Annotated in this window: 19 protein-coding genes; 4 read left to right on the top strand and 15 right to left on the bottom strand. The window is 39.7% G+C overall.

All coding sequences use genetic code 11. The features are described from left to right. Positions 1-48: 48 nt before the first annotated feature. Entirely contained in the window at positions 49-1,140 is a 1,092-nt protein-coding gene (locus tag ACH30E_RS10420) for an Mrp/NBP35 family ATP-binding protein (RefSeq protein WP_490824765.1), read from the bottom strand. A 228-nt stretch (positions 1,141-1,368) separates the two neighbouring features. Between ACH30E_RS10420 and ACH30E_RS10415 the strand changes: the two genes are divergently transcribed. From ACH30E_RS10415 to ACH30E_RS10405, 3 genes are all read left to right on the top strand, one after another. After that, positions 1,369-2,022 (top strand): carboxypeptidase-like regulatory domain-containing protein, encoded by a 654-nt coding sequence (locus ACH30E_RS10415; RefSeq protein ID WP_294996891.1) that lies wholly within the window; start codon positions 1,369-1,371, stop codon positions 2,020-2,022. Between the two features lie 211 nt (positions 2,023-2,233). Next, a complete protein-coding gene (locus ACH30E_RS10410) occupies positions 2,234-3,130 on the top strand; it encodes a 3-hydroxybutyryl-CoA dehydrogenase (RefSeq protein WP_490824764.1) in 897 nt (298 codons plus the stop codon). 274 nt (positions 3,131-3,404) lie between these two features. Continuing rightward, the gene (locus tag ACH30E_RS10405; protein WP_490824763.1) at positions 3,405-4,064 is read left to right on the top strand and encodes a YdcF family protein; all 660 of its coding nucleotides are present in this window, start codon (positions 3,405-3,407) and stop codon (positions 4,062-4,064) included. Here ACH30E_RS10405 and ACH30E_RS10400 read toward each other — a convergent pair. Genes ACH30E_RS10400 through ribD form a run of 3 tightly spaced genes read right to left on the bottom strand, consistent with a single transcriptional unit; the run spans position 4,048 to position 6,607 of the window. Beyond that, positions 4,048-4,665 (bottom strand): IMPACT family protein, encoded by a 618-nt coding sequence (locus ACH30E_RS10400; RefSeq protein WP_490824762.1) that lies wholly within the window; start codon positions 4,663-4,665, stop codon positions 4,048-4,050. The two genes, ACH30E_RS10405 and ACH30E_RS10400, sit on opposite strands and share 17 nt — an antisense overlap. Further along, a complete protein-coding gene (locus ACH30E_RS10395) occupies positions 4,662-5,552 on the bottom strand; it encodes an EamA family transporter (protein WP_490824761.1) in 891 nt (296 codons plus the stop codon). Before ACH30E_RS10395 ends, ACH30E_RS10400 begins: the two co-directional genes overlap by 4 nt. Beyond that, positions 5,549-6,607, bottom strand: a complete 1,059-nt coding sequence (ribD, locus tag ACH30E_RS10390; protein ID WP_490824760.1) for a bifunctional diaminohydroxyphosphoribosylaminopyrimidine deaminase/5-amino-6-(5-phosphoribosylamino)uracil reductase RibD — start codon at positions 6,605-6,607, stop codon at positions 5,549-5,551. Before ribD ends, ACH30E_RS10395 begins: the two co-directional genes overlap by 4 nt. Positions 6,608-6,649: 42 nt before the next feature. Here ribD and prmC point away from each other — a divergent pair, with 42 nt between their 5' ends. Further along, on the top strand, positions 6,650-7,495 hold the full coding sequence (gene prmC, locus ACH30E_RS10385; RefSeq protein ID WP_490824759.1) for a peptide chain release factor N(5)-glutamine methyltransferase: 846 nt from the start codon (positions 6,650-6,652) through the stop codon (positions 7,493-7,495). Between the two features lie 274 nt (positions 7,496-7,769). On the opposite strand, the gene ACH30E_RS10380 is transcribed toward prmC, so the two are convergent. The 11 genes from ACH30E_RS10380 to ACH30E_RS10330 all read right to left on the bottom strand — a co-directional run bounded on the left by ACH30E_RS10380 (position 7,770) and on the right by ACH30E_RS10330 (position 15,942). After that, on the bottom strand, positions 7,770-8,171 hold the full coding sequence (locus tag ACH30E_RS10380) for an ExbD/TolR family protein (protein WP_133474913.1): 402 nt from the start codon (positions 8,169-8,171) through the stop codon (positions 7,770-7,772). Positions 8,172-8,194: 23 nt separating this feature from the next. Continuing rightward, positions 8,195-8,878, bottom strand: a complete 684-nt coding sequence (locus tag ACH30E_RS10375) for a MotA/TolQ/ExbB proton channel family protein (protein ID WP_294996908.1) — start codon at positions 8,876-8,878, stop codon at positions 8,195-8,197. 337 nt (positions 8,879-9,215) lie between these two features. Then, positions 9,216-10,136 carry an SPFH domain-containing protein gene (locus ACH30E_RS10370; RefSeq protein ID WP_294996910.1) on the bottom strand — a complete coding sequence of 307 codons (921 nt, stop codon included), beginning with the start codon at positions 10,134-10,136 and terminating at the stop codon, positions 9,216-9,218. Positions 10,137-10,233: 97 nt separating this feature from the next. Next, the gene (locus ACH30E_RS10365; RefSeq protein WP_490824758.1) at positions 10,234-11,073 is read right to left on the bottom strand and encodes an endonuclease/exonuclease/phosphatase family protein; all 840 of its coding nucleotides are present in this window, start codon (positions 11,071-11,073) and stop codon (positions 10,234-10,236) included. Between the two features lie 104 nt (positions 11,074-11,177). Beyond that, a complete protein-coding gene (locus tag ACH30E_RS10360; protein ID WP_490824757.1) occupies positions 11,178-11,477 on the bottom strand; it encodes a helix-turn-helix domain-containing protein in 300 nt (99 codons plus the stop codon). Beyond that, positions 11,449-11,694: a type II toxin-antitoxin system RelE/ParE family toxin gene (locus tag ACH30E_RS10355; RefSeq protein WP_490824871.1), complete on the bottom strand. Its 246-nt coding sequence runs from the start codon at positions 11,692-11,694 to the stop codon at positions 11,449-11,451. Before ACH30E_RS10355 ends, ACH30E_RS10360 begins: the two co-directional genes overlap by 29 nt. A gap of 271 nt (positions 11,695-11,965) precedes the next feature. After that, positions 11,966-12,595, bottom strand: coding sequence for a hypothetical protein (locus ACH30E_RS10350; RefSeq protein ID WP_490824756.1), 630 nt, complete (start codon positions 12,593-12,595; stop codon positions 11,966-11,968). Next, positions 12,588-13,130: an RNA polymerase sigma factor gene (locus ACH30E_RS10345; RefSeq protein ID WP_490824755.1), complete on the bottom strand. Its 543-nt coding sequence runs from the start codon at positions 13,128-13,130 to the stop codon at positions 12,588-12,590. Before ACH30E_RS10345 ends, ACH30E_RS10350 begins: the two co-directional genes overlap by 8 nt. A gap of 118 nt (positions 13,131-13,248) precedes the next feature. Continuing rightward, complete coding sequence (locus ACH30E_RS10340; protein WP_490824754.1) at positions 13,249-14,097, bottom strand: hypothetical protein; 849 nt, start codon at positions 14,095-14,097, stop codon at positions 13,249-13,251. Between the two features lie 65 nt (positions 14,098-14,162). Further along, positions 14,163-15,305 carry a hypothetical protein gene (locus ACH30E_RS10335; protein ID WP_490824753.1) on the bottom strand — a complete coding sequence of 381 codons (1,143 nt, stop codon included), beginning with the start codon at positions 15,303-15,305 and terminating at the stop codon, positions 14,163-14,165. A gap of 178 nt (positions 15,306-15,483) precedes the next feature. Then, a complete protein-coding gene (locus tag ACH30E_RS10330; protein ID WP_490824752.1) occupies positions 15,484-15,942 on the bottom strand; it encodes a hypothetical protein in 459 nt (152 codons plus the stop codon). Between the last annotated feature and the right edge of the window lie 6 nt (positions 15,943-15,948).

Raw genomic sequence — 15,948 nt, 5'->3', positions numbered from 1 at the left:
TAAGGCATTATCAAAGCACCGTTTATACCAAATTCATGTATCCGTTTATTACATTACCTGAACCGGCTTTGTTTGCGGTATGCTGGCATTGCGGATGGCAATATTTCTCACCGCATTGGCCGCAAAACCACGCAATGCTGCCTTGCTCAGTTCATCTGTACCGGCCATGGCTGGAATGCCTGCATCGCCCCCTTCACGGATATTTTGCACCAAAGGAATTTGTCCAAGGAAAGGAAGATCATATTCTTCCGCGAGGTTTTTACCACCATCTTTTCCAAAGAGGTAGTATTTATTATCCGGCAGTTCGGCCGGAGTGAAATAGGCCATATTTTCAACAAGACCAATAATAGGTACATTGATCTGTGCCTGTCCAAACATAGCGATACCTTTTTTGGCATCGGCCAATGCTACATTTTGCGGAGTAGTAACTATTACCACGCCTGTAACGGGTACAGTTTGCATGAGGGTAAGATGAATATCACCGGTACCGGGAGGCATATCAATTACGAGATAATCAAGTTCGCCCCAATCTACATCAGTAACAAATTGTCTGATGGCACTGCTAGCCATTGGGCCGCGCCATACCACTGCATTTTTTTCATCAACCAGCAGTCCGATACTCATTAATTTAATCCCATACTTTTCAAGAGGTACAATCATGCCCTTTCCATTCACCTCTTTCATCATAGGTCTTTCTCCCCTAACACCAAACATAATGGGTACACTTGGACCATAAATATCTGCGTCCATCAATCCAACAGTTGCGCCACCTTCTGCCAATGCAAGTGCGAGGTTGGCGGAAACGGTACTTTTTCCAACACCACCTTTACCACTTACTACTGCAATGATATTTTTAACACCAGATAAAACCTGCTGGTTATCTTTTCGGGTAGTTGATGTATTTGAAGTGAAATTCACGGTAACATTTGCCTCTTTATTCACCAATAATTTAACGGCATTTTCACTGGCCGTGCGCATCATATCTTTCATGGGGCAGGCAGGTGTGGTGAGTACAATGGTGAAACTTACATTATTATCATTTATCTGAATATCTTTCACCATATTCAGTGTTACTAAATCCTTTCCTAAATCTGGCTCTTGTACATTACTCAGGGCATTCAGAATTGCAGCTTCGGTCATCACGCAAGTTTTTGTTAAAAAAATCAATGAGGATGCAAAGTTAACCGCTCGCTGCCTTACTTTGTCAGAATTCATGTTGTTTTCAGCAATATGAAAAGCCAGTTGTTGTCGATTTTGGGAAAACCCTTTGTATTTTTGTAAAGAAGAAACGCTCATGCAAGATTATCCTCATAAGGATCAGCATCAATTCAGCGTTATATCTGACCAAAAAACAATAAAAATGAACGGATGAAAGTATTGCTACGCATTTCTTTTTGTTGTATTGTCGGATTAATAGCCAGTTATAAAGCCACTGCGCAGCAAACTCCGAATGCATATAGGGATTCTGTAATACAATTATATGGTGTGGTGATGACTGCTGATAGTCTTCGCGCCATTCCATCTGCCAGCATTATTGTGGAAGGAAAAGGAAGGGGTACCATTACCAATCCGGATGGTGTTTTCTCCATTGCAGTGCTCAAAGGCGATAGAATTACTTTTTCCTGTATCGGCTTTAAAAACAGGAGCATAGAAATACCATTAAACCTGACTGATAATCAATACAGTGTTATCCAGTTACTGGTTAGTGATACGGCCTATCTCCCCGCAACTATCTTAAAACCAAGACCCACAAGGGAACAATTTGAGCGTGATTTTGTGAATAATAAAATACCGGACGACTCTTACGAAATAGCCCGTAAAAATACCGACGAAGCCCAACGCAGAATATTGATCAATAGTTTACCTGCTGATGGAAGAGAAGCCATCAACTACCAATTACGCCAACAAGCCAATAAATACTATTATTCTGGCCAGCTACCTCCCATGAATATCCTGAACCCCGCTGCCTGGGCTGATTTCATTAAAGCATGGAAAAGAGGTGATTTTAAGCGGAAGAATTAGCGGCTGTTAGCTATTAGGCATTAGGTTTTAGGTGTTAGGTCTTAGGTGTCGGGAGCGTGTTAGTCTTTAAACATCCTACCTAGTACCCAGCACCCCTAATACTAACACCTAACGCCTAACACCTAACCCCTATCTTCCAATTACTAACCTTTTTTAATTTTTCCGGAATAAGTCCCGCCGGGTTTACCTTTGCGTTTCTAAACGATTGATTATGTCTATAAAAAATGTAAGTGTAATTGGTGCAGGCACCATGGGTAATGGTATTGCACATGTATTTGCTCAAAGTGGTTTTACTGTTCAACTCATAGACCTGAATGCCGCTCAACTGGAGAAAGCTTTACAAACGATTGCTAAGAACCTCGACAGACAGGTTAGCAAAGGCGTACTTACAGAGGATCAGAAAGCATCTGCCTTATCACTGCTAAAAACTGAAACCGATATTGCAAAAGGTGTGGCTGATGCCGACCTTGTTGTTGAAGCTGCTACTGAAAATGTGGCACTTAAATTAAACATCTTTAAACAACTGGATGCTGCTGCACCTGCGCATGCTATACTTGCTTCTAATACTTCGTCTATTTCTATCACTAAAATTGCCGCTGCTACCAACAGACCTGAAAAAGTAATCGGCATGCATTTCATGAATCCGGTTCCGGTAATGAAACTGGTAGAAATAATCAATGGCTATGGCACCAGTAAAGAAGTAAGTGATATAATTGTAGCACTTAGTAAAACACTGGGTAAAGTACCCTGTGTAGTAAATGATTATCCCGGTTTCATCGCCAACAAAATACTGATGCCCATGATCAATGAAGCCATCTGTAGTTTGTATGAAGGCATTGCCGATGTGGAAGCCATCGACACCATCATGAAACTAGGCATGGCTCACCCAATGGGCCCACTGCAACTGGCAGATTTTATTGGACTTGATGTTTGCCTGAGTATTTTACAGGTTCTACACGAAGGATTCGGCAATCCGAAATACGCCCCTTGCCCATTACTCGTAAATATGGTAACCGCCGGCAAACTTGGTGTAAAATCAGGAGAAGGCTTCTATACCTACAGCCAGGGAAGCAAGGAGCTGGTTGTAAGTGAGAGGTTTAGGAAATAAGGAATAAGAAATAAGAAATAAGGAATAAGAAATAAGGAATTAGGTATTAGGTATTAGGTTTTAGGTTTTAGGTACTAGTACTAGGTACTAGGTTTTAGTGTTGGGTATTATAAAAAAATCATTTCTTATTTCTTATTCCTTATTTCTTATTTCTTATTTCTTATTTTCATCCCCTATGTTTTTCATTCTATCGAAATTATTATACTTTCTGCTGATTCCATTTACTTGGGTGATGTTGTTATTGGTATGGATTGCTTTTGCTAAATCAGCGATATTGAAAAGGCGATTAATCATTATTACCATTGTAATAACACTGGTGTTTACCAACCCATGGCTCTACAAACAAGCTAATCTGGCCTGGCAGCCTGCTAAAACTGTGCTTAATGCACAGGATACATTTGATGTTGGAATACTCTTAACAGGAATGATTCAATTTGATCATGCAGATGAAGGATATTTTGGTACTGCATCAGACAGATTCATACAAACAGCTAATTTATACCATACCGGAAAAATTAAAAAGATATTGGTTACCGGAGGAAGTGGTTCTTTGTTGTATGATTATCCTGCTGAAGCTGTATTCCTTAAAAAAGCATTCCTCGACAATGCCATTCCTGAAAAGGACATCATTATAGAACCTGCCTCCAGGAATACTTATGAGAATGCAATTTTCAGTAAAAAAATAATAGACTCGCTCAACCTAAAAGGCCCTTTTCTCCTGATTACCTCTGCACAACATATCCGCAGATCAGCAGCAGTATTTAAAAAAGCGGGAATTTCATTTGAAGCATTTCCTGCAAATTTCAGAGTGGTGCATGATAAATTTTCACCGGATGATGTGTTTATGCCTGATGCCAAACTGCTGAAAGACTGGTCGGACTTACTAAAAGAAATAATTGGTCTGCTAGCGTATAAACTTACCGGGAAAGCTTAGTTTTTGTTACTTCTACCGTATGCAACTCTTTTAGTTTGTAGAGGATATCTTCAAGTCTTGCTTTTGGTATTCCAATGCGGAGATGACAAAACAATTGCATTTCCTGTAATAAAACCGAGCAGTTATACTGCTTAACCAATACCATCACTTCATTCATTCTTGTATAATCGAACTGCAGGTCGTATAATACTTCAATTGGTTTTTGAATAACTGGTACAAGCTGCAATGCCATTGCTGCGGCCGATTTATAGGCATTGATTAATCCGGGTACGCCAAGCAATGTACCACCAAAATAACGAACCACTATTATTCCCAGATCGGTAAGTTCTTTGCTGTCTATTTGACCAAGTATAGGTCTACCAGCAGAACCAGCAGGTTCTCCATCATCACCCACCCTGAACAAATTGCCATCAATTCCTATGCGGTATGCAAAACAATGGTGTACTGCTTTGGGATGTTCTTTCTTCAGGACTTGCATTTGTTGTTTAAAATCATCCACCCCTGATATGGGAAATGCATAAGCCATGAAACGGCTTCCGCGGTCCTTAAACTCTGCAAAGCCAGGTTTATCAATGGTTTGGTAATAGTCTTGTGTTGTCATAATTGATCTCCAAATGCGATCAGGTAAATTGCCAGTAATGACAATGCTACGCCCAACCAGTTAATCTTTGATAAACGTTCTTTGAATAATACCCATGCAACTACTGCACTGAATAAAACAATCCCCATATTGTTTACCGGTATGCTGGAACTTGTTTGCCAGGGACTTTCTTTCAGGTAATGCATGAGGCACCAGATAGAAAAGTAATTGGGTATCCCAATCATCACACCGGCCAACAGGTTCTTCCATTGAAATACTTGTTTCTTCCTGATATACTGAATGCATAAAATTGATGACCCGATGGTGGCTGCTGAGAAGAAGGAGCTCACCAGGTAATCATTATTGTTTGCCTCATTTATATAAGTAATCTGAACATGGTTAATCAGCGCATCAAGCAATCCACTACTCAAAAATAAAATGAGTGGCCATATATATACCATCAAATCCAGACCTGGCTTATTTGCATCTTTTTTCTTTTCTGCATAACAGGTAAATACCACTGCGATCAAAGCGAGTATTACGCCAGCAGCTTTCCAGCCGGCAACGGTTTCGTTATACAGATAAACAGATAAAATAACCGGTATGATCAGCGACAGTTTATTGGCAACAGATGCAACAGCCACGCCGTTTTTCTGTGCCGTAAGTGCAACCACATTGAAGATACTTACAAACATTGCCCCCATAATACAGGCCCATTTAAACCAGGGCATAGCAATGTTTGCTGCATGAACTGGAAAGGAGCCGTTTACAAAAGAACCTGTTATAACACAGGTGATATAATTGAACACAATCGCCTGGAATACATTCACCCGGAACTTCTCACAAGCTTTGAAGGATAAAGTAAGATAGCTTGTTAATACAATACTGCCAATCAGGTACGCGATCATAATGTAAGCGATTGATCATTGTGATAAAACCTTATTTCATCGTTGCCCATGCGTATAAATTCATTTGAGGTTAATTCTTCTATTTCAGGTGCTTTCAGACCCTCTCCTATTGTTAATGCCTGATTGGTAATGGTACGTATTTCATCCCAAATATCTTCTTCCAGGAAAGACTGTAATAAGGAAGCTCCGCCCTCTACTAAAATACTTTGTAGTTTATGTTCATAACAATATGTCAGTATTTGTGACACCCAGGATTTATCTGTATTCAGTTTTACATAATGAATCTGGTTAACCTTTTCTTCTTTTATTTCATTGAAAACAATCACCGGATTGTCATCCTTAAATAGCTTTAAATCCGATCTCAATTTGAGTTGTCGGTCGATAACCATACGCATTGGATCGAGACCATACCAATATCGGTTATTCAGTTCCGGATCATCTTTTGCAGCAGTGGCTGTTCCAACCAGTATTGCCGCTTCTTCTGCACGCCATTGGTGTACAATCCGGTTGGTATCTGAATGAGTGATTAAAAGTCTTTTTTCAGAAGCTGCCGCCATGAAACCATCGGCAGTTTGTGCCCATTTCAACAGAACATAGGGTCGCTTCAATAAATGAAAACTGAAAAATCGTTTATTGAGTTTAGTACAAGCTTCTTCAAGCACTGGAACAATCACTTCCACCCCTGCTTTGCGCAATTGTTCTATGCCTTTTCCATTAACTGCTTCAAATGGATCCCTGCATCCTACCACTACCCTTTTAATCTTGTTTTCAAGTATCAGGTTTGTACAGGGAGGTGTTTTACCAAAATGAGCACAGGGCTCGAGAGAAACGTATAAAGTAGATAAGGGAATAAGATGGCGATCGGCTTCTGCTACATTTTGCAAACAATTTACTTCTGCATGCGGACCACCATATTGCTTATGCCAGCCTTCGCCAATGATCCTGTTCTCATACACAAGCACCGCACCTACCATCGGATTGGGTGCAACAAAGCCTGCACCCAGTTGGGCAAGGGCAATACAGCGATGCATATATACTTCGTGAAGATCGGTCATCTGAATAGACAAAAATAGCCAAATGCTGCTTAACATTGCAGCATGACAGTTTCTGAGGCCAAAGACCTTTTGCAGAACACCCTTCAATCACTGTACGACAGCAGGGAGGCAGCACAGATTTGTAATATGGTGCTGGAACACCTGACAGGCATGAACCGTACCGAAAGAGCTATTGCTAAACAGCAATTATTGAGCGACACACAAAAAGCGCAATTTACTGCATTTACAAGTGCCTTGTCTGAAGGTAAACCGGTTCAGTATGTATTGGGTGAAGCATGGTTTGCCGGACTTAGGTTCTCAGTAAATGAACATACACTGATTCCCCGGCCAGAAACAGAAGAACTAATTGAATGGATCAAAGCAGTGGCTAATTCAGAGCCGCAACGGGTAATTGATATAGGAACAGGATCGGGATGTATACCCATCGTATTAAAAAAGGAATTCCCCCTCTGGCAGGTTGAAGCGATCGATGTAAGTGACGAAGCCCTCAGTATTGCCCATCAAAATGCCCATGAACTTGATGCAGGCATTACATTTAAACAGGTAGACTTTCTTGATGAAGCTAACTGGTCTACTTTATCCAATTACGATATCATTGTAAGTAATCCCCCCTATATCAAACAATCGGAACAAAATTCCATGGCGAAGCATGTAGTGAATCACGAACCTCATTTAGCATTATTTGTACCAGATGATGATGCCTTGATATTCTACAAAAAAATTGCAGCATTCGGAAAGCAACACCTCAGCAAAAAAGGCAAAATATTTCTTGAGATAAACCAGGTATTAGGCAAGGAAGTATGCCAACTATTTGAATCATACGGATATCAAACAAGACTCAGAAAAGACTTGCATGAGAATGATAGGATGGTGATGGTAACTTTTTGAGCTGCAAGCTACAGGCTGCAGGCTACAAGCTTAGATTGGTGCTTGTTATGGGCTTTCTGCATTTAATGGAAATAAAGTGGGGGGCTTGCGAATTAGAAAATTTAAAGTCAGTTGCTTAAAGAAAAATTTGGTTGCCGTAAATGCACTATCTGCTATTAATAGAACACGGATCATCATGATTTTCATGATTTATCATGATAGATCTTGAAAATCATGAAGATCAGTGTTCCATCAAAGCTTGCAGCCTGCAGCTTGCGGCTTGCAGCCCTCCCCCCTATTGCCCCGAATTATCTACCGCCATTACCGGCGTTGCTCCTAGTTTTTTGATGATCTGCATTACTTTGATGGCTGTGCCTAAATGGGAAGTACTGTCGCCATTAATAACTACTGATGGCTTTTCTGTTTCTTTTGAAAGGAATGCTTTTAATTCAGGTTCCAGTTGTTCCAGTGTTGTGCGCTGAGAGCCTATGTAGAGGTTTTGGTCCTTATCAACGGTAACCACCACTGTTTGTTTTGCGCGTGTATCGCTTTTTGCTTTGGGGTTGGAAACCTTGATAACATTGGGGTTTGCAAGTGTAGAAACGATCAGAAAGAACAATAAGAGAATGAACAGGATGTCGTTCAAAGCACCTGTATGCATTTCCGGATGGGTTCTTAATCGCTTTCTGATATTCATATTATCTGTTTAGATAGGTAAGATTAACGGGTAGGTTCCTGGAGTATATCAATGAATTCAGCACTGGCTGCTTCCATTTTATTGGCCGTTTTATCGATTTGTGTACTCAGGAAATTATGACCTACATAGGCAATCAGACCAATAATTAAACCGGTTGCTGAGGTAATCATTTTGGTATAGATACCTCCGGCGATGGTATTAAGTGTGTATTCACCTGTTGAAGCGATCCCATAAAACAACTGCACCATACCAACAATGGTACCCAGGAACCCGAACATAGGGGCAATACCGGCTATAAGAGAAAGTATATTCAGGTTTCTTTCCATTGTGTACATTTCGAGCTTACCTACATTCTCCATGCTCTTTTCTATTGCATCCAGGGGCTTTCCGATTCGTTGAATACCTTTATCAATCATCCTCGCAACTGGGTTATTGGTGTTGCGAGCCAGGTTTCTTGCGGCCTGTACATTGCCAGACATAATATTATCGCGGATAATATTCATAAAATTCGGCTCTATTCTCGATGCTTTGCGGATAGCCATCAGTCTTTCCACAAATACAAAAATGGCCGCTACAAGCAAGGCATACAAGGGATACATGATCCAGCCACCTTTTTGAAGGAGGCTCCACATAGATATTTTTTCTGCTGTTGCGGCAACACTACCTGCTACCTGTTGTAAAGTGTCTGACTGCAGTAATTGAAACATACCGGGTAATTTGGGTTAGGTTAAAATTAGACCCTAACGCAAAAGAAAGACGTGCATGTGAATAAAATTACCCCAAGCAAGCTTTTTATGAAAGCTTTTGCACATAAGTGACACCAGTGCCCGGATTTTCACGAGGCGTTAACAATGGCAGATCGCAGATGGCAGATGTCAGATGTCAGATTTTTGATTCTTTGATCTTTGATTTGGGAAAGTAGATTACTGATTTGTGATTGTTGATCCTTTTTAATTCGAAAGCTTCCAATAACCAGAAACCAAAGAATCAAAGATCAAAAACTTAAAGATCAAAAATCTGACATCTGACATCTGCCATCTGCCATCAGCTTTTGGTTTTCATCATCGCCATAATCTGTTGCATCGTTCTGTCCATGCCTTGGGCGCTGCCATCGAGGAAGATGACATTGCCTTTGCCGTATTCTGCGAAGTTTTTCACGGCTTCTGTCCACATACTGAATAGAATAACATTGGTATCGAGATTGGCTTGTTTCATTTGTTCTGCTGCCTGACTCATACCACGTGCCACTTCTTCGCGGAATAATGCTACGCCCTGTCCACGAAGTCTGGCAGCTTCTCTTTCTGCTTCAGCGGCTATTTTGATGGCATTACCTTCAGCTTCTGCTGCTTTTGTTTTTGTAATGAGTAATGCTTGTCCTTCGTTTTCTGCGGCTGCTTTGAGGTTATTACTAGCCACCACTTTGCTCATACTTTCCATGATACGTGCATCGAAAGTGATATCATTGATTTGCAGATCCTGCAAATGGTAACCCCAGCTTTCTAAGGAGATATCGATTTGTTCTTTTACGAATTCCACTATTTCTCTACGGAGCAGTAGTATTTCAGCCTGGCGCTTTGTGGCCACAAAGGAACGAATACTACCTTCTACTGTTCTGATCAATGCCTGCATCAGGTCTCTGTCGCTGATGAATTTGAATGCAACATTTTTAATTGATTCCTCATCCTGGTTAATCACAGAATAAAGCAGCATACTTTTAAAATTCACATTGGCCTGGTCGATGGTAACTGCCTGGAACTCCAATTCGACAGAACGGTTTTGAATACTCACAGTTTTGAACACCTGTTCAAGTACCGGTATTTTGAAGTTAAGACCCGGGCGCAATATCCTACGGTATTTACCAAACATGGTAATTACGGCAATGGTTCCCTGGTTCACGGTTACAAGTGATAGCAGGAACAATAATACAACAACTAATATCCATCCATAGCTGGCAAGAAAGTTCATGGCTGATTGTTTTAATTTGTAATGCACAATAGATGCACTACCCTAATTTACTAATTAGTAGGTTCCTCAGCCTATTTATTACATTAAAAACGGTGAATTATTTCGAAAAGGAAAGCTCGGCCAGAACGGGAAAGTGGTCTGAGGGGAATTTTCCATTATAGGAATCGGTAAGCACCCCCCATCTTTTTACGGAAAACTGGCTGCTGATGAAAATATGATCAATAATATCTGCTTTGGTAAAATTTCTACCGAAGTTTTGAAAGCTTCCATTATTAACATAAGGATATTTCACTTCGCGGTAGGTATCGCGTAAAGTAGTTGAATTGGCAATAAGCTGGTACCATTCGCTGCTATGATTGCCATTAAAATCGCCGGTTAAAATTACCGGAGCATTCCCTGCGATGGTTTTAATTTTATCCAATAATAATTTACTGCTTTCTCTTCTCGCTACCATACCCTGGTGGTCGTAATGCACATTAAAGCAATAAAAAGTTTTCTTCGATTTCTTTTCTTTCAGCATTACCCAGGAGCAAATGCGGTTGATGCGTGCGTCCCAGCCAAAGCCTGGTTTCTCTGGTGTTTCTGAAAGCCAGAAATCACCTCCTTTAATAAAATCAAAGCGGTCTTTTTTATAGAATATAGCCGAATGTTCTCCTTTTTCCTTTCCATCATCTCTGCCAATACCGTAGCGCTCGTATTCTGGCAGTTGCAACTGTATATCATCTAACTGGTTTTTAAATCCTTCTTGGGTACCGAATATATCAAAGCCATGAAAACGAATCAAACTGGCTACATAAACTTTCCTGTCGGTCCAAAGGTTTCCGGTATCTCTGGAAGTTTCCAGTCTCACATTAAAAGTACCCACATTAAGTGTCTGTGCCTGAGTGGTAAAAACTTGCAGGAGGAAAATGATTGCGAAGAATGATTTTATTTTCATAATCGTTAATATGAGAGAAAGGTATTCTTTTTTTAAATACTTTGATAGTATCAAATGATACTATCAAACAATCATAAAGATTGTTTGATCTGCTAACATCATTCTTAGAGTTTAATGCTCAATTGCAAATGTCCACCTAATCCAAGTTCAACAATTCGTTGAAGTGTAGATATCCTTACTTCTTTGATATCATTTTCAATTTTAGAGATATAAGATTTTGTGGTACCTACTTTCAAAGCTAGTTCTTCCTGAGTCAGTCCCTTTTCAAGTCTTGCCTCAAGAATAAGCGCCCCAATTTTAAAATTATCATAGCCTGATTCAAGTTCTTCACGTTTCGAAGTACCCCGTTTTCCATAATTCTTTTCCTTAAACTGTTCAAGCGTTGATGTGTTTTTCTTTTTCATATTCTTTTTTAATTTTTAACGCTTTTTCAATTTCCTTTTTGGGAGTCTTTTGTTCTTTTTTTTGAAATCCACTGGTTATAACTACAAGTTGCCCTTCATCGAAAAAACAAAAGATTCTGAAAATATCGCTACCCTGTTGAACTCTTATCTCGTAAAGACCTTCTGTGGTTTCCAAATGTTTTAAATATGTTTCAGGCACCCTTTTCAATTCTTCAATTAACTCAAAAGTCCAGATTATTTTATCTTTTACCTTTTTACGTTGTTTTTCAAAAAATGCTGAAAATATTCTTTATAAAAAATGATGTTCCGGTGTTTAAGTTTTTCATTCACCATGCAAAGTTAATAAAGTTTCACTAAAGTGCAACTTTAACTAATTTATTCTTGCCTCCAATTGTAGCCTATAAAGCTAATCAGTGGAATTAACACAAATCATTCGATTTAGGATTTTTAGCTAAACCATATTAGCATTATTTCAAAGCTCGAATATTTTATAAACTATCTTTCTTAACCGGTACAATCCTGTAATCATCCGTTCCAATTCCTTTTACCCCTCTCCCTTTTTTAGCACCGGAATCCTGAATGGGTGATAAATTTTTTGGTATGATGGATTGGCCGATGGTTATTACCGGTGCAGACTTAGGTAAAGTAGCTTTTTCATTGATAATGCTGATTGGTTCGGTAGACGAGGCAGGAATTTGCGTATCAAAGCTATCGCCCTTGCTATACTGGATGGGCAGATCTGCTTTGTCGGTATACATGCTTTCAGCAGGTTGCACGGCGGATTTTTCTTCCGGGGTTTTGTAAATGTCCTGAACTGGGATACTGATGATATTCGTGTTTGAAGGGGTATGATTTTTTTGACCCTGTTTTGTTGGGCGATAGTTGAGGTAAAAGAGTACACTCACTAACGCTGCCAGGAAAAGGAAAACAATGCCTTTTCCGGGGAACTGAAAACCAGGAAGTGAACTGCTTCCGGTATTGTTGCCGCCATCTTCAAGCGGCATCTCCACATTGAGGCGCTGCTCTATTCTTGCCCAGATGGCATCTGCCATATCAGGAACAGGCAGTTGTTGCAGTTTATCTGCAATCAGTTGCTCGTATGTGGTTAAATTATTCATGGTTTAATAATGCTTGTTGTAATTTTTTTCTGGCTTCACTCAAATGCCATTTCGATGTACCCTCGCTAATCTGTAACTGATCGGCTATTTCTTTATGGGTAAACCCTTCTACCACATACAACACAAAAACAGCATGTGTAGCAGGAGGTAGCTTTTGTACCAGTTTCATAACTTCATCGGCACCCATTTTTTGCAACACTTTATTATCGATTGCAGGCTCTTCGATGGTTTCCAACTCAACATTTTCACTAAAACGTTCGCGTGATTTAATGTGATCTAATCCCTCGTTTACAACAATTCTTTTTATCCATGCATGCAGCGAACCTTTTGCGGGATCGAATTGATGGATATACTTAAACACCCGTACAAATGCACTACTCAATATATCTGCTGAATCAAATTCATCACGCGAATAACGCAAGGCTACTTTCATGGCGAAGGCATAGAACTCCCGATACAACGCTTCCTGCGCCGACCGCTTGTTCGCTATGCATTCCTGCACCATTAAAGTTGTATCGTAACCTGTTGTTGTCATTCAATGTTGTTTCGGCTGTAGGGGCTAGATGTTAGGTGTTAGGTATTAGGTATTAGGTTTTAGTTAAAAAAGTTTCTTCACCATGGACTATGGACTATGGACTATGGACCATGGACTACTACCCATTACTCCATTCACTATAAACATCCTGTTTTCGTTTCAATAATATTGCTGAGGCCACTGCGGAGAGTACCATTTTTTCTTTTGGATCAAGGTCATTTACGATCCATATTTTATGATCTAGTATGTCGACCACGCCTACCAGTCCGTCATCCCAACGCAATTCATAACCGGTGAGTATTGGTCCACCAACCAATTTACCTTCTTTACCAGATGCGTTTACATGTTTAGAGAGCATCAATGGTTTAATTTCTATCTTCTCCGTTCCATTGGTCACGAATCCGATGTCTTTTGTCTGTGGACGTTCAAATAATTTTTGTTTGGTGGTCTTTGCATCAAACTCATTCACCATGGTGAGTGTCCATACTTCTCCCTTATTAAAATTGAGGGGCACAATGGTTGCTGAGAATGCATATTGGTATTTATCGGTCCGCTTAATTTCATTCAACCAGGCGATATTGGATTTGTACACAATCTGATTTTCAGAAAAGCTTTCCTGCGCCAGCACTTCTGTTACAAGGCTCGCATCCTGGATAGAATATTGAAAGCGATTTTTTTCATTGTACTTTTCTCGGTCTGAATGAATATTAAACCCACTCAACAATATATCTTCTGGTTTTAAACTGAAGCGACTAAAGCGGCTGCCATTAGAGAAATCCCATCCTCTCTTAACCGAGGAGGTAACGTAAGTACCAAAACTCAGTTGTTCATTAAATTTCCAGCCATTGATGCCTTTTACTTTCATGGCTGTTGCCTGTGAACCAAATTGCTCAGGTACAGCTACTTTTACTGCTGTGCAGGATGCCAGTGTAATGAGGCTTACTGCTATGGTTATTATTGCTTTCATTTTTTTAGTTTGCGAAATTATTCCTGCTGAGATGAACATTGAACTGCTTCACTGTTCATGGGTAATTAATAATGATAAGTGGTTTTTGTTGTATTTAAAATACTGCCTGTTTGTGCGGATCTGAACACTTTTACCAGACTTACAGGGTAGCCTTCTGCATCATAGGTATAATTATATTCCACCGGATCAAGTGTAAGATTCCCTGAAAAATAGGATTTACCGGTCCAGCTAACGTTATTCTTTGAGTTGCGCGACATAAGCATATCGGGCCAGTTGATATGAATATATGGATTAATATTTGTATCATATCCATACTCAGACCACTCATTAATATTATTAGAAGCAACTGATGAACGTTTGATCTGATTGCCCTTTTTCATCAGTATAAAATGGTCTACCGAACTTTGACTACCAACATGTTTCAGCAAAGTTTCGACGCCTGCATCTGTAATATTATAGCTAACTGTTGCATCTGTAGTTGACCCGGCTTTATCTTGTTTCATTGAATGGATCTTACCTTGCTGGTCATAACTGATATAAAGTTTACTTACTTCAATACCGGTTTCTTCTTTTCTGGAGGCTTCAACTACTTTTCCTCCCTGGTAAAATAAGTCTTCCGTTAAGGCAGTATAAATATCTCCATTGCTTCTCTTTTTAAGTAGTGTTACTTTGACCAGTCTACCTTGTACATCGTATTGGTAGAGGGTTTTACTATCTGCACGATAGGTTCCATTTACCAAAACAGCGTTCACTTCATATTGCAACTTTTTTGCTGCCCTGCTTCCACCAAGGGTATAGATTACATCTTCCTGAATATTGTTCCTGTCTAGCGTCATCTCATCAGTCTGGTTCCATTCTTTTACAGCCAATCTATACCTGATATGGTTTGCCGGAATATTAACTTCATTAACTCCTGGTTTTAGTCTAACCATTAACATGTGTGGTTGGTTAGCACTATCATAACTGGTGAGTGTAAAACTGGCGGGTATACTGTCGTATATAATATCTCCAATCTTAATTACAGCCTGTACCTTAATTGTTAATCGAAGAGGTTGGTTCTGTCCACCTCCTGGTTGAGGCGTATTCGGAACAGGATTATTAACAGGCCCTTGATTAACAGGTACAGGTATTTCTTTTTTTGAACAAGAAGCTAATAAAGTTATCACCACAAGTATTAACCAGCTTCCGTTGATCAGTTTGTTTTTCATGCTATTTTGTTTTGTTTGCTTGTTACAATATGAATACCCTCATACAATTAAAAAGCGTTGGGTATCAATTGTCGCATTAACAATATCTTAACATTTATAGATAGAGAGCCCCATTTTCCTCCATAAAAAAAGTGCAGCTTTTGCTGCACTTTTCGCCAAAAGAGTATTTAAACTGCGTTTATTGTACCAGTTTCATCCTGGAAAACGGAAAACCATTGCACCCTTTCTTTGGATTTACCCGATCTGTATTATTAGGCCCGAATTCAGCTATTGAATCAGTTGCCGCCTTGTATACACTCAGACAAAATCCCCAGGTATATGGGGCCATACCAGAGAATCGCATATAATCTATACGGGTATACAGACCTGCATCGGATTTATTCTGATGATCATTTTTTGCAATTAGGTATTGCTGATCTTTGTTCCATCGCAAAATATGGTACTTAGTTGATGGTTCCTGTATCCAAATCTGGTCATTGATGACATACCTGATACCATAATCATCTTCAAATTTAGCAGGTATTATAACCGGGATTGTGTCACACCAGGATCTTTTCAGTTTCTCTCCATCAAATTGATTACCATAGGATAGCGAACCAACTACTACCAGCAACAATAATAAGACCATCTGTTTCATCGTATT

The organism is Sediminibacterium sp. FW305-C-61, from assembly GCF_058231065.1.
Note: the sequence above shows the minus strand (reverse complement) of the source record. Positions and strands in the feature narration are given on the sequence as shown.

Excerpts from the sequence above, each read along its gene's own strand:
- ACH30E_RS10420 (WP_490824765.1), bottom strand. The coding sequence starts at position 1,140 with ATGACCGAAGCTGCAATTCTGAATGCCCTGAGTAATGTACAAGAGCCA.
- ACH30E_RS10415 (WP_294996891.1), top strand. The coding sequence starts at position 1,369 with ATGAAAGTATTGCTACGCATTTCTTTTTGTTGTATTGTCGGATTAATA.
- ACH30E_RS10410 (WP_490824764.1), top strand. The coding sequence starts at position 2,234 with ATGTCTATAAAAAATGTAAGTGTAATTGGTGCAGGCACCATGGGTAAT.
- ACH30E_RS10400 (WP_490824762.1), bottom strand. The coding sequence starts at position 4,665 with ATGACAACACAAGACTATTACCAAACCATTGATAAACCTGGCTTTGCA.
- ACH30E_RS10395 (WP_490824761.1), bottom strand. The coding sequence starts at position 5,552 with ATGATCGCGTACCTGATTGGCAGTATTGTATTAACAAGCTATCTTACT.
- ribD (WP_490824760.1), bottom strand. The coding sequence starts at position 6,607 with ATGACCGATCTTCACGAAGTATATATGCATCGCTGTATTGCCCTTGCC.
- prmC (WP_490824759.1), top strand. The coding sequence starts at position 6,650 with ATGACAGTTTCTGAGGCCAAAGACCTTTTGCAGAACACCCTTCAATCA.
- ACH30E_RS10380 (WP_133474913.1), bottom strand. The coding sequence starts at position 8,171 with ATGAATATCAGAAAGCGATTAAGAACCCATCCGGAAATGCATACAGGT.
- ACH30E_RS10375 (WP_294996908.1), bottom strand. The coding sequence starts at position 8,878 with ATGTTTCAATTACTGCAGTCAGACACTTTACAACAGGTAGCAGGTAGT.
- ACH30E_RS10370 (WP_294996910.1), bottom strand. The coding sequence starts at position 10,136 with ATGAACTTTCTTGCCAGCTATGGATGGATATTAGTTGTTGTATTATTG.
- ACH30E_RS10365 (WP_490824758.1), bottom strand. The coding sequence starts at position 11,073 with ATGAAAATAAAATCATTCTTCGCAATCATTTTCCTCCTGCAAGTTTTT.
- ACH30E_RS10360 (WP_490824757.1), bottom strand. The coding sequence starts at position 11,477 with ATGAAAAAGAAAAACACATCAACGCTTGAACAGTTTAAGGAAAAGAAT.
- ACH30E_RS10350 (WP_490824756.1), bottom strand. The coding sequence starts at position 12,595 with ATGAATAATTTAACCACATACGAGCAACTGATTGCAGATAAACTGCAA.
- ACH30E_RS10345 (WP_490824755.1), bottom strand. The coding sequence starts at position 13,130 with ATGACAACAACAGGTTACGATACAACTTTAATGGTGCAGGAATGCATA.
- ACH30E_RS10340 (WP_490824754.1), bottom strand. The coding sequence starts at position 14,097 with ATGAAAGCAATAATAACCATAGCAGTAAGCCTCATTACACTGGCATCC.
- ACH30E_RS10335 (WP_490824753.1), bottom strand. The coding sequence starts at position 15,305 with ATGAAAAACAAACTGATCAACGGAAGCTGGTTAATACTTGTGGTGATA.
- ACH30E_RS10330 (WP_490824752.1), bottom strand. The coding sequence starts at position 15,942 with ATGAAACAGATGGTCTTATTATTGTTGCTGGTAGTAGTTGGTTCGCTA.